General features: G+C 58.3%; 11 protein-coding genes. 8 read left to right on the forward strand and 3 right to left on the reverse strand.

Annotated elements, in window-relative coordinates; translation table 11 throughout:
- Positions 1-1,032, reverse strand: a 1,032-nt coding sequence (locus KGB07_RS16655) for an ammonium transporter (protein ID WP_223465987.1), incomplete at its 3' end; no start/stop codon positions are given.
- A 329-nt stretch (positions 1,033-1,361) separates the two neighbouring features.
- Between KGB07_RS16655 and KGB07_RS16660 the strand changes: the two genes are divergently transcribed.
- The 8 genes from KGB07_RS16660 (at position 1,362) to KGB07_RS16695 (ending at position 12,039) form a co-directional block, all read left to right on the forward strand.
- Entirely contained in the window at positions 1,362-1,676 is a 315-nt protein-coding gene (locus KGB07_RS16660) for a YqjD family protein (RefSeq protein ID WP_046040614.1), read from the forward strand.
- 1 nt (position 1,677) lies between these two features.
- On the forward strand, positions 1,678-2,067 hold the full coding sequence (locus KGB07_RS16665; RefSeq protein WP_046040616.1) for a phage holin family protein: 390 nt from the start codon (positions 1,678-1,680) through the stop codon (positions 2,065-2,067).
- Positions 2,064-2,408, forward strand: a complete 345-nt coding sequence (locus KGB07_RS16670) for a hypothetical protein (RefSeq protein ID WP_046040617.1) — start codon at positions 2,064-2,066, stop codon at positions 2,406-2,408. Before KGB07_RS16665 ends, KGB07_RS16670 begins: the two co-directional genes overlap by 4 nt.
- 215 nt (positions 2,409-2,623) lie before the next feature.
- A complete protein-coding gene (locus KGB07_RS16675) occupies positions 2,624-3,952 on the forward strand; it encodes a deoxyguanosinetriphosphate triphosphohydrolase (RefSeq protein ID WP_046040619.1) in 1,329 nt (442 codons plus the stop codon).
- 177 nt (positions 3,953-4,129) lie between these two features.
- Complete coding sequence (locus tag KGB07_RS16680) at positions 4,130-4,522, forward strand: response regulator (RefSeq protein ID WP_046040621.1); 393 nt, start codon at positions 4,130-4,132, stop codon at positions 4,520-4,522.
- A 245-nt stretch (positions 4,523-4,767) separates the two neighbouring features.
- Positions 4,768-5,394, forward strand: a complete 627-nt coding sequence (locus KGB07_RS16685; protein ID WP_223465988.1) for a response regulator transcription factor — start codon at positions 4,768-4,770, stop codon at positions 5,392-5,394.
- An 8-nt stretch (positions 5,395-5,402) separates the two neighbouring features.
- Positions 5,403-9,044 (forward strand): transporter substrate-binding domain-containing protein, encoded by a 3,642-nt coding sequence (locus KGB07_RS16690; RefSeq protein ID WP_046043412.1) that lies wholly within the window; start codon positions 5,403-5,405, stop codon positions 9,042-9,044.
- Positions 9,045-9,093: 49 nt separating this feature from the next.
- Positions 9,094-12,039, forward strand: coding sequence for an HD domain-containing phosphohydrolase (locus tag KGB07_RS16695; protein WP_046043410.1), 2,946 nt, complete (start codon positions 9,094-9,096; stop codon positions 12,037-12,039).
- Here the strand turns inward: KGB07_RS16695 and KGB07_RS16700 are convergent, their stop codons facing one another.
- Entirely contained in the window at positions 12,040-12,522 is a 483-nt protein-coding gene (locus KGB07_RS16700; RefSeq protein ID WP_046043409.1) for a GAF domain-containing protein, read from the reverse strand.
- Positions 12,519-13,409 (reverse strand): ATP-binding protein, encoded by an 891-nt coding sequence (locus KGB07_RS16705; RefSeq protein WP_046043407.1) that lies wholly within the window; start codon positions 13,407-13,409, stop codon positions 12,519-12,521. Before KGB07_RS16705 ends, KGB07_RS16700 begins: the two co-directional genes overlap by 4 nt.
- Positions 13,410-13,489: the final 80 nt, after the last annotated feature.

Consider the following 13,489-nt stretch of genomic DNA (forward strand, 5'->3'; position numbering starts at 1 on the left):
CACGCCCAGCCCACCCAAAGTGGTCTGGCCGAAAATGCCGCAGGCGATGCCGCCCCACACGCCGCACAAGCCATGCAACGGCCACACACCCAACACATCGTCGATGCGCCATTTGCCTTGGGCCGCGGTAAAGCACCAGACAAACAACGCCCCCGCGACGGCACCGGTGACCAGCGCCCCCACAGGATGCATCAGGTCAGAACCGGCACAGATTGCCACGAGCCCCGCCAACGGGCCGTTATGCAGAAAGCCGGGGTCATTGCGCCCGACAATCAGCGCCGCCACCGTACCGCCCACCAGGGCCATCAACGAGTTCACCGCCACCAGCCCGCTGACACCTTGCAGGGTTTGCGCACTCATGACGTTGAAGCCGAACCAGCCAACAATCAGGATCCACGAGCCCAGTGCCAGAAACGGGATGCTCGATGGCGCGAACGCGACCAGCCGGCCCTCGCGATACCGGCCATTACGCGGCCCGAGCAACAGCACCGCCGCCAGTGCCAGCCAACCGCCCATGGCATGCACCACCACCGAGCCGGCGAAATCATGGAAACCGGCGCCAAAGCGCTCCAGCAACCAGGCTTGCAAGCCCAGATTGCCGTTCCAGACAATGCCTTCGAAGAATGGATAGATGAACGCGACAATCAACGCGGTTGCACACAGTTGCGGGACAAACCGGGCGCGCTCGGCGATCCCTCCGGAAATGATCGCCGGGATTGCCGCGGCGAAGGTCAGCAGGAAGAAAAACTTCACCAGTCCATAGCCATGGTCGGCATTGAGCACTGCCGCTGGTTGCATGAACGTCACGCCATAGGAAATCCAATAGCCTATAAAGAAGTAGGCCAGTGTCGAAACAGCGAAGTCGCTGAGGATTTTCGACAACGCATTGACCTGGTTTTTCTGTCGCACGGTTCCGACTTCGAGAAAGGCGAAACCGGCGTGCATGGCCAGAACCATGACCGCACCGATCAGAATGAACAGCGTGTTGGAGCTATGGACCAGGGTGTCCACAGCGCTTTGCAGATTTTCCATGGAATGGGCAGACCTTATGGCAGAAAAAAAGCACCAAAGCAGTTCGCGATGGCTGCCCATGCACCAATTTGCAGCTTCCAGGGATCAGCAGACTGATCCCGTTGAACCACTTTGGCGCACGGATGCCGCCCAGGAAAAACGCGCCCCGGACGTTTACGCGAGTTTTTGATTGTTGGTCCTACGGTTTTACTGAAATCATGCCCGGCAATAACGCAATGGTGCGGACCGGCGCACCACGACTCAGCAAAAGTTGTACCAGCCATTTGTACTGAACCTTCGCCGAAGGCTCATACTCGAACGCATCAGAACGCCACTTAAGGAGATCCACCATGGCCCGCACACAGGCAAAGACTGCTCAAGAAATCCTGATGAACGACTTTCAGACACTGGTCAGTGACACCGAACGGTTGCTGGAGCACACCGCGACCCTGGCCGGCGATCAGGCCGACGAGTTGCGCGAGCAGATCCACGACAGTCTCTTGCGTGCCCGTGAAACCCTGAAACTGACCGAAGACTCCCTGCGCGAACACGGCAAGGCTGCTGTCACCGCCACTGAAGACTATGTCCAGGCCAACCCTTGGCAATCCGTCGGGATCGCGGCCGGCGTGGGTTTCCTGATCGGCCTGCTGGCCAGCCGGCGCTGATATGTCGATCGGCGAATCCGGCCCGTCCATGACGGGAACCAGCTCCTCATCGCGGCGCCTGGGTGCTGCCTTCCTTGGGTTGCTGCACAGCCATGTCGAACTGTTCGGCATCGAATTGCAGGAACAAAAAGCCCGCACCGTCAGCCTGTTGCTGTTTGCCGGCCTGGCGCTGGTGTTTGCGTTGCTGCTGCTGGTAGGGCTGTCGACGCTGGTGCTTATCCTGTTCTGGGACACGTATCGCCTGGCCGCCATCATCGGGCTCTGTGTGTTCTACTCCCTCGCCGCCATATTCTGTGGGATGCGCCTGAGAGCAGCGATTTTCGATGAGTCCTCGCCCTTCCACGGCACCCTGGAAGAGTTGGCGAACGATCGGGAGCGCCTGCTGCCATGAGCCTGCCTGAATTGCCACAAAACAGCTCGCGCGCGGAAATGCGCAAGGCCCTGATCCGCCTGCGCATGGAAATGCACCGTCAGGAAATCCGCCACGAATCCGCGCAACTGCTGCAACCCTTGCAACGGGTGCGCGGGATGACGCAAAACCTGCAGGACGGCTTCGGCATCAAGCACGCTCCACTCTGGGGCGTGGCCGCCGTCACCTTGCTGGGTTTTCTGACCGGAAAGGGTGCAAAAAACGGGGGTGGTATCAGCAGCCTGACCCGGCTGATCCGCCTCGGCACCTCACTGGGGCCGCTGATCAAACTGATCATGCAGGGCTCTTCGCGCAAAGACTGATCAGTTTTTTCTGGCTGTATTCTTGCCATATCGACGGGATGTGCCCCTCTATCGAGGGGTGCAATCCTGTGCGCCTACCCGGTCAACAGGCACCCTCCAAAAAAGATCTTACAAGGAGGCCTCGATATCGACGCCGCCAGGTTGTAGTTCCGCTTGCAGGTCATGGCGCGAAACGGGAAGCTAGGCTATCAGTCACCTGACGGAGAGACCCCGCCTTGGATTGGCACACCCTGCTTACCCGCGAACGCCTCGGAAAACCTCTGCACAGCCCTGAAGAACTCGGCCGCAGCCCTTTCCACAAAGACCACGACCGCATCATTTTCTCGGGGGCTTTCCGCCGCCTCGGGCGCAAGACCCAGGTCCATCCGGTGTCCAGCAACGATCACATTCATACGCGCCTGACCCACTCGCTGGAAGTCAGTTGTGTGGGTCGTTCACTGGGTATGCGCGTCGGCGAAACCATCCGCAAGACTCTGCCCGAATGGTGCGAACCCAGCGACCTGGGGATGGTGGTGCAATCGGCCTGCCTGGCACACGACATCGGCAACCCGCCGTTTGGCCATTCCGGTGAAGACGCGATCCGCCATTGGTTCCAGCAAGCCGCCGGCCGTGGCTGGCTGGATGCAATGAGTGAGGCCGAGCGCAATGACTTCCTGAATTTCGAAGGTAATGCCCAAGGCTTTCGGGTACTCACCCAACTGGAGTATCACCAGTTCGACGGCGGCACCCGCCTGACCTATGCAACGCTGGGCACGTACCTGAAGTATCCATGGACGGCCAGGCACGCCGACTCGCTGGGCTACAAGAAACACAAGTTCGGCTGTTATCAGAGCGAGCTACCGCTGCTGGAGCAGATCGCCCATAAACTCGGCCTGCCACAACTGGAGGAGCAACGCTGGGCTCGGCATCCGCTGGTGTACCTGATGGAGGCCGCGGACGACATCTGCTATGCGCTGATCGACCTGGAAGACGGCCTGGAAATGGAGTTGCTGGAATACGCCGAAGTCGAATCCCTGCTGCTGGGGCTGGTGGGCGATGACTTGCCGGAGACCTATCGCCAGCTCGGCCCCGACGATTCGCGCCGACGCAAACTGGCTATCCTGCGCGGTAAAGCCATCGAGCACTTGACCAATGCCGCGGCCCGCGCCTTCGTCGAGCAACAGGATGCGCTGCTGGCCGGTACACTGCCCGGCGATCTGGTGGAACACATGCACGGTCCCGCCAAGCGTTGTGTGCTCAATGCCAAGGACATGGCCCGCAAGAAAATCTTCCAGGACAAGCGCAAGACCCTGCATGAGATCGGCGCCTACACCACGCTGGAAATCCTGCTCAACGCCTTTTGTGGTGCAGCGCTGGAGCAGCACAATGGGCGTACGCCGTCGTTCAAGAGCCGCCGCATCCTTGACCTGCTGGGCAACAATGCACCCGACCCTCACGGCCCGTTGCACACTTCGTTTTTGCGCATGATTGATTTCATCGCAGGCATGACCGACAGCTATGCCAGTGACATGGCTTTGGAAATGACCGGCCGCGCCAGCCACTGAAGTGAATCGGTTGGTCAGCCATTACGGCATTCGTTATGGCTGATCCCCCCTTGAACATCCAACAGCACTCAAGTTTCGTCGAATCGCCCTACAGCACATGGCGAGCAAACTGATCGCTTGCCCGGTACTCTCGCGAAACAATCGCCCTCCCTTCTGTTCGACAGATGAAGTGCACCCATGGCCGAAGACGATCTACGCATCCTCGTGGTGGAAGACCATCCTTTCCAACTAATAGCCACTCAATGCCTGCTGGAAAGTTATGGCTTCACCCGGCTGACGACCACCGACAGCGCCAAAGGCGCTCTGCAGCAACTGCTCGGGGCCGAGCAACCGTTCGACATCCTTTTATGCGATCAATGCCTGCCCGATCTGACGGGACTCGAACTGGTCCGGTTCGCCAGCCAGCGAGGGCTGATCAGGCAAGCGATCATTCTGAGTAGCCTGACGACGTCTGAACTGGATGAGCTTGAAAAAACGGCCACTAAACACGGGCTGCCATTATTGGGTTACTTGATAAAACCACTGAAACAATCTGAATTTAGAAACTTGTTGACCTCAGCACCACTATAGAAAAAAACATATAAAAGCTGACAAACACAAAGTGAAAAACCTACAAACAACTTCCTTTTAATGCACATCCACGGGCTGGACTTTTTTCAGCCTTCCTAATAAGAAACCTAGTTAATACGTAGTCCCATTCTTTTTAATCTGTAGGATTTCTCCTATATTGCTGCTACAGCTCGGTCAGTTCATGCGTCCCTTCTAGTATCTGAGCTATGGTGCGCGCTTTATTTGAGCTCGCATGGGACTTGATTATGAACTCCGTTTTTATTGTCGACGATCACCCGGTTATCCGCCTTGCCGTTCGAATGTTACTGGAGCATGAAGGTTACAAAGTCGTCGGCGAAACTGACAATGGGGTCGACGCCATGCAGATGGTTCGCGAATGCATGCCGGACCTGGTCATTCTCGACATCAGCATTCCAAAACTGGATGGCCTGGAAGTGCTGTCCCGATTCAATGCAATGAGCACCCCTCTTAAAACACTTGTACTGACAGCACAATGCCCGACACTTTTCGGTATTCGTTGCATGCAATCGGGTGCATCGGGCTATGTCTGCAAACAAGAGGACATCAGTGAACTGGTCAGCGCCATAAAAGCGGTATTTGCAGGTTACAACTATTTCCCGAGCGAGGCGCTGAACCCCATCCGCGGAGATGAAACACGCTGTATCGAACTGGAACTGTTCAAATCGGTAAATGACCGGGAACTAATGGTCTTGCAACTTTTTGCCCAAGGTCGCACAAACAAGGAAATCGCCAAGGGCATGTTCCTGAGCAACAAGACCGTGAGCACCTACAAAAAGCGCCTCATGCAGAAACTCAAAGCCAAATCCCTGGTTGAACTAATCGAGATGGCAAAACGTAACGCACTCGTGTGAGAACCTGGATGCCCAGCCGTTTGAAGGTCTATCTGATTCAACTGACCGCAGGTCTATGCGTGAGCACCTCGTTGCTCGGGGCACCGGGCAATGAAAACTACACGTTGCTCAGCCGCTCGAAGGTCGGAGCGCTGGAGGTTCGGCTGGATGAATCCCAGCAACAATGGATAACACAAAAAAAACAACTGACGCTCGGTACGTCGGCCCCGGACTATCCCCCATTCGACCTGACCACCAGTGGTCGGGACTATGAAGGGTTTACCGCCGATTACGCCGGTCTCCTGGGGAAAGTAACCGGTCTGCCCGTCACGGTTCGGCGTTTCGATTCCCGAGGGGCCGCGATCGCTGCGCTGGAGAACGGCGAAGTCGATCTGCTTGGCACCGCCAATGGATTCGAAGCTGGCAATGCCGACATTGCACTGTCCATACCCTATGCCGTCGACCAACCCGTATTGGTGACCCGCGAAGGGGAAACCCGATCCCTCACCGATGGCCTGGCCGGATTGCGCCTGAGCATGGTGTATCACTACTTGCCGCTGGCGGAAGTCAAGGCGTTGTACCCGAAGGCGATCATCACGTCCTATCCGTCCTACCAGAATGCTATCAATGCCGTTGCTTTCGATCAGGCGGACGTGTTTCTCGGTGACACCATTTCAACTCACTACATGATCAACAAGGGGTACCTGAACAACATCCGCATGGCCAACTTCGGCAAACATGAAGCCTTTGGTTTCAGCTTCGCCGTCAACCGCAACAACCCCGAGCTGCTTGGCATCATCAACGCGATGATCACTGCCATCCCCTCCAGTGAACGAGAAAACATCGCCAAACGCTGGAGCGCCGGCAGCGACATTCTGCTGACCGATCAAAAGCTGCAACTCACTGACCGGGAAGAGCGCTGGCTGAGCCACCACCCGATTGTGCGAGTTGTCGTCAACGAAGCCTTTGCGCCACTGACCTTTTTCGATAGCAATGGCAATTTTCGTGGGGTCACCGCGGATTTGCTTGAGCTGATCAGGCTGCGTACCGGCTTGCGCTTCGATATCCGGAGCAGTCGAAGCGATGACGAGATGATCAAACAGATCAAGGACAACAAGGTAGATGTGATCGCTGCGTTGCTCCCCAGCGCCCAACGCCAAACCCAGCTGAACTTTACCCGCCCCTTTCTGGAAAATTCCTACGTCCTGCTGACCCGCAAAGCCGCTGACAGCCCGACCAACCTCGCGCAGTTACAGGACAAGCGCCTGGCCATTGCCCGCGGCAATCCACTCATGGATTACCTGCGCGGTGAGTTTCCCAGGATCAAGTTGATCGAAACGCCGGACACCTTCAGCGCCGTAGAATTACTCGCCGAAGGCCAGGCAGAGGGCGCGGTGAACTCATTGGTCATTGCCAATTACTTCATTTCCTCGCGGCTGTTCGAGCACACATTGCAAATCAGCACCACCATCGGTACCGAGCAGGCGGCGTTTTCCCTTGCTACCGCTCTGGGCGCCAAAGAGCTGAACGCCATTCTCGACAAGGCGCTGCTGAGCATCTCGCCGGAAGAGCTGGGCATTATCAACAGTCGCTGGCGCGGCTATTCTGCGTCCTCGCAAAGCACCTGGCGCAACTATCAAAGACTGTTCTACCAAATTGTCATCGGTGCCGGCGTGCTGTTGCTGATTTCCGTTGCGTGGAACGACTACATGCGACGCCAGATCAAGCAGCGCAAGGCCGCCGAGCGTGCGCTGAACGATCAGTTCGAATTCATGCGATCGCTGGTCAATGGCACGCCCCATCCGATCTACGTACGTGACCGCCAGGGGCTGCTGCAAAGTTGCAACGACAGTTACCTGCAAGCGTTCTGCGCCCGGCGTGAAGATGTCATCGGCAAAAGCGTCATGCAGGGATCGATGAGCAATGTGTTTGAAGCCCGAGAGTACCAGGCCGACTACCAACGCGTGGTGGCCGAGGGCAGACCGTTGATCGTCGATCGCGAGCTGCACATTGGTGGCCGGCGGCTGACGATCTATCACTGGATTCTTCCCTATCGGGACTCCAGCGCAAAAGTGCAAGGCATTATCGGTGGCTGGATCGACATCAGCGAGCGGCGGCAACTGCTCGATGATCTGCGCTGCGCGAAAGAACGCGCCGATAACGCCAACCGGGCCAAAAGCACGTTTCTGGCCACGATGAGCCATGAGATCCGCACGCCGATGAATGCAATCATCGGCATGCTTGAACTGACACTCAAGCGTCTTGATCATCAGCACCCGGAGCGTGCGGCCATTGATGTCGCGTACAACTCGGCGAAAGGGTTGCTGGAATTGATCGGCGACATTCTCGACATCGCCAGAATCGAATCAGGACGCTTGAGCCTGAGCCCGGAGCGGGTTGATCCGGGTGAACTTGTGACCTCGGTCGTGCGGATTTTCGAAGGTCTGGCCCGACAGAAGGAACTCGAGCTAGTGCTGGAGTTTTCATCGGCGAACCCGACTTTCGATGTGTTGCTGGACCCATTGCGCTTCAAACAGGTGTTGTCCAACCTGATCAGCAATGCCATCAAGTTTACCGAGCAAGGCCAGGTCCGGGTCATTGTCGACCTGCACCCGGCAACGCAACCTGAGCGTGTGCATATGCGGGTGCAGGTTCACGACAGTGGTATCGGGATCAGCGAACAGGATCAACAACGCCTGTTCGAACCCTTCGCTCAGGCCGACCACGCCATGCAATCGGCCAGGGGAGGCGCAGGGCTGGGGCTGGTGATCAGCCGCAATCTCTGCGAGATGATGGGCGGTAGCCTGCAATTACGCAGCGAGCCGGGCATCGGCACCCAAGTGGAGGTGTTGTTGCAGCTGGAAACGTTGCCGTTGCAACAGTCAGCCCAAGTGGTCGAAACCCAAATCGTCGTCGCCACAACCCCATTGAATGTTCTGGTAGTCGACGATCACTCGGCCAATCGATTGCTCACTTGCCAGCAACTGGAGTTTCTTGGGCATCGCTTCACTGTCGCGGCCGATGGACAGGAGGGATTGGAGGCATGGAAGGACCAGCCTTTTGATCTGGTGATCGCCGATTGCAACATGCCAGTCATGAGCGGTTATGAGCTGAGCCGTGCCATTCGCCAGCATGAGCGACAACTCCATCGTCCTCCCTGCACCGTTCTCGGCTTTACCGCCAATGCCCAACCGGAAGAAATACAACGCTGCAAACAGGCCGGAATGGACGACTGCCTGTTCAAACCTCTCAGCCTCGGGGCCTTGAGTCAATGGGTGCAAAGCATTGAACCAACCCATGCAACCCCGGCGTTCAGCCTTCACGGGTTGAAACTGCTGACCGGGGGCAACCCGATGTTGAACCGACGATTGCTGAACGAGCTGGTGAACAGCAACCGCCAGGATCTGCCAACGCTGTTGTCGTTATCCAGCTCCGGGGATACCCAGGCGCTGCTGGACATTGCCCACAAAATCAAAGGCGCGGCCCGGATAGTACAAGCCACCCGCCTGATCGACCGTTGCGAGGCACTCGAAGCCGCCTGCCATGAGGATTTCGATCGCGAAGAAGTAGCTGGATGCTGCAAATCCATGGAGCGCGCCATGCTTGAGCTGGAGGACGCGTTGCTACGTCAGATCGAACATTACGACGAAAGCAAAATGCCAGAGCCTTAACTATGCTTGGTCCCTCGGCAGTGTGTTGACCATCATGGAGAAACCCGCAATGCCTGACCCACTGCGCACGGATCCACGAAGATTTCCGCTGCATGTCCATATCAGCGTGATGTTCACCTTTTTGTTGTTGCTGACCGGGGCGGTGCTGGGGCTTTTCAACTACCGGCAAACCACACAGATCATCTTGTCCGGCAGCGAAAAACTCTTCAACCGCATTGAGCAGGATGTCCGGCTGGACCTGCACGCGACCTATGACCCCATTCGTCATCTGTTGAGCCTGCTGGCACTCAATCCGGCGGGCCAGTCCCCTGATCTGGAACAGCGCCTGGCACTGCTCGAACCGTTCAGCCAGTCACTCGAGGACAACCCCAACCTGGCTTCGCTATACCTGGGCTACGACAATGGTGACTTTTTCATGGTCCGCCCGCTGCGCACTCCAGCGGTCAAAGCCCTGGTCAAGGCACCGGACACGGCGGTTTACCAAGTCTGGAGCATCGAGCACGACAGCAGCGGCCAGGCCCACTCCCAGTCGTTGTTTTTCGACCGGAACCTGGCACTTGTCAGCCGTCAGGACAACCTGAACGACACGTACGACCCACGCAATCGCACCTGGTTTACCAGCGCCCACGGAGACAATGACCAGATCACCACCGAACCCTATATCTTCTTTTCCACTCACAACATCGGCACGACGCTGGCGCGACGCAGCGGCGCCAAGGCAATCCTGGCCGCTGACCTGACCCTGGCCGAACTCAGCGCGACCCTGGCCAAGCACGTCGTGACCCCCAATACCGAAATCGTGCTGTTCGATGCCGAAGGCAATGCCATTGCCTACCCCGACAGCCACAGGCTGATCATCGATGATCAGACGTCCCGCCTGATCAAGGCGGCGGACCTGAGCCCCAGCCTGGGTGCGCTGCTCAACAGCCCCCCTCAGGGCAGTCGCCTGAACGCCAGCGGCCGGCAGTGGATCGTGGCCCGCAGCAGCATGCAGGAAGGCGGCCCCCAAGGCCTGCAACTGGCGCTACTGGTACCGGAAGACGAGTTGCTCGTCGACGCGTACCGGATGCGCTGGCAAGGTGCGCTCATTACCCTGGCAACCCTGCTGTTATGCGTACCGCTGGGTTGGCTGACGTCAAGAATCCTGGTCAAACCCTTACGCGCCCTGGTGCAGGAGGCCGATGCGATTCGCAGTTTCGACTTCAATTTTCCACTTTCCCGTCGCTCGCCGGTGCTCGAAGTCGACCAGTTGAGTGTGTCGATGGCTCGGATGAAAGACACCCTGGCGAGTTTCTTCCAGATCACAGACAGCCTCAGTGCCGAAACCCGTTTCGCCCCGCTGCTGGAACGGGTGTTGTTTGAAACCGTGAAAATCGGTCAGGCCCAGGCCGGCCTGATCTACCTGCGCGAAGGTGACGGCGAGCACATGGAACCCCACGGACTGGTCATCAATAACACCGCCGAAAACCTGCAAGCCTTCGACATCCGCGGACACTCGCTCAATAACCCGCAAAGCCCCCCATGGCTGAGCCAGTTGGCCAACGTCGACACTGTCGTCAGCAACCTGGGTTTCGAGCAGGCGGGTGATCTGCAGAAAATCCTGCTCGCGCTGGAAAGTCCCCGGGTCCATCTGATCGGGATCCGCCTGCACAATCGCCACAACGAAACCGTAGGTCTGCAGGTGTTGCTGTTGGCCGACAGTGGCGAGCAGAGTGATCTGGACAAACTGCGGCCGGACCGCATCGCGTTTCTCCAGGCGGTGTCCGGCGCGGCCGCCGTATGTATCGAAAGCCAGCGCCTGCAAGCCCGGCAAAAACAGCTGCTGGACGCCTTCATTCAACTGCTGGCCGGCGCCATCGACGCCAAAAGCCCCTACACCGGCGGCCATTGCCAGCGCGTGCCGGAACTGACCCTGATGCTTGCCCAGGCGGCGGCAAACAGCCAGGAGCCCGCCTTCAGCGCCTATCAGCCGACCGAAGATGAATGGGAGGCACTGCACATCGCCGCCTGGCTGCACGATTGCGGCAAGATCACCACCCCGGAATACGTCGTCGACAAAGCCACGAAACTGGAAACCCTGACCGATCGCATCCATGAAATCCGTACCCGTTTCGAGGTACTCAAGCGCGATGCCTGGATCAGCTACTGGCAGGCCATTGCCCTGGGCGGTGACGAACAAGCGCTGGCAGAATTACGCAATGCCAGCCTGGCCGGACTGGATAATGATTTCGCCTTCGTGGCCCATTGCAATCTCGGTGGCGAAACCATGGCCGACGCAGATCTGCAACGCCTGCGCAGTCTGGCTGAACGCACTTGGACCCGGACCCTGGATGACCGGCTGGGCGTGTCCTGGGAAGAAAACCGGCGTCAGGCCCGAACGCCCGCCCCCACCCTGCCCGTCAGCGAACCGTTACTGGCGGACAAACCCGAGCACCTGTTCGAACGCAGCGAAAACGAAGTGATACCGCAAGACAATCCCCTGGCCTTCAAACTCGACGTTCCGCCCCACAAATACAACCGGGGCGAGCTGTACAACCTGAGCATTGTCCGGGGCACACTGACCGGCGAGGAGCGCTATGTCATCAATAACCACATCGTTCAGACGATTCTGATGCTCAACCATCTGCCGTTCCCCGAGCACTTGCGCAACGTCGCGGAAATAGCCGGCGGGCACCACGAAAAAATGGACGGCAGCGGATATCCGAAACGCTTGAAGCGAGAAGAAATGAGCCTGCCAGCGCGGATGATGGCGATTGCCGATATTTTCGAAGCCTTGACGGCCGCCGACCGCCCCTACAAAAAAGCCAAGACCCTGAGCGAGGCGCTGGGCATCATGGCGTTCATGTGCCGTGATGCCCACATCGACCCGGAACTGTTCGGGCTGTTCATCAAGGCACAGATCTATTTGCAGTACGCCAGGCGCTTCCTCGACCCCGGGCAGATCGATACGGTGGACGCCTCGGGCCTACTGGCCAAGGCCGGCCTGGCGTCTTGATCAGCAGTCGGTCAGGCGCAGGAAAATCGCCGCCAGCTGTTCGATCCCGGCCTGGTCCTGCGCGGTGAAACGCGCGAGTTTCGGACTGTCGAGGTCGAGCACACCGATCAATATGCCGTCCTTGACCAGCGGCACCACCAGTTCGCTGTTCGAGGCGCTGTCGCAGGCAATGTGACCGGGGAACGCATGCACATCTTCGACTCGTTGAGTCTGCAAGGTGGCCGCCGCCGCCCCGCAAACGCCACGACCGAACGGAATCCGCACGCAAGCGATCTGCCCCTGAAACGGGCCCAGCACCAGTTCCTCATTACGATTGAGGTAGAAACCGGCCCAATTCAAGTCATCGAGTTGGTTGAACAGAAACGCCGAAAACTGTGCGGCATTGGCGATGAAGTCCCGCTCGTCCGCCAGCAATGATTCCAGCTGTGCGTGCAGCATTCCGTAGCCTTCGAGGCCCTGGCCGCTTTTTTGTAAATCGATCATGCCTTGTGCTCCAACAGTTTCAGCCCGACCCAATAACGGGCAAATTGATAGGCGCAACGCCCATTGCGATTGCCTCGGCCGGTGGCCCAGCGTACCGCCAGAATGTCCAGCTCTTCGCTGCGCTGCCAGGCCAATCCGGCCTTGCCGGCCAACTGGCCGATCCAGTGTTCGACGACGTCTAGGAAGTGTTCCTGGGTAAACGGATAGAACGACAGCCACAAACCGAAACGGTCCGACAGCGCGATCTTGTCTTCCACCGCCTCGCTCGGATGCAGTTCGCCGTCGACCCGTTTCCAGTTTTCATTGTCACTTTCCTTTTCCGGCACCAGGTGGCGACGGTTGGACGTGGCGTACAGCAAAACATTGTCCGGAGCCTGTTCCAGCGAGCCGTCGAGGACGCTCTTGAGCACCCGGTAATCACCTTCGCCCGACTCGAACGAGAGGTCATCGCAAAACAGCACGAAACGCTGGGGCAGCTTGCCGATCTGTTCGACCACTCGCGGCAGGTCTGCCAGGTGATCACGTTCAATCTCGATCAAGCGCAAACCGGCTTGAGCGTGCTCAGCCAGCAAGGCGCGCACCAGCGACGACTTGCCGGTGCCGCGCGAGCCCCAGAGCAAGGCGTGGTTGGCCGGCATGCCGTCGAGAAACTGTTGGGTATTGCGCCCAAGTTGCTCGACTTGCCGGTCGACGCCGATCAGATCCGACAAACGCATGTCGAGGCTGACTTCCAGCGGCATCAGATAACCGCCGCGCGACTCACGCTGCCAGCGCGCGGCCAGGCATTGCGTCCAGTCGATGGCGGGCCGTGGCGCCGGCAGCAACGGCTCGATACGGGCCAGAACGGCATCGGCGCGTTCAAGAAAAGCATTCAATCGAGAGTCCACGACTTCTCCTCAGGCACGTTCACAGTAATGATGGTGATACAGCGACGAAACACAGCGTCACACAAGCGGCTGCCCCCGCA

The organism is Pseudomonas sp. GL-RE-26 (assembly GCF_019956275.1).
Taxonomy (GTDB): Bacteria; Pseudomonadota; Gammaproteobacteria; order Pseudomonadales; family Pseudomonadaceae; genus Aquipseudomonas; species Aquipseudomonas grandcourensis.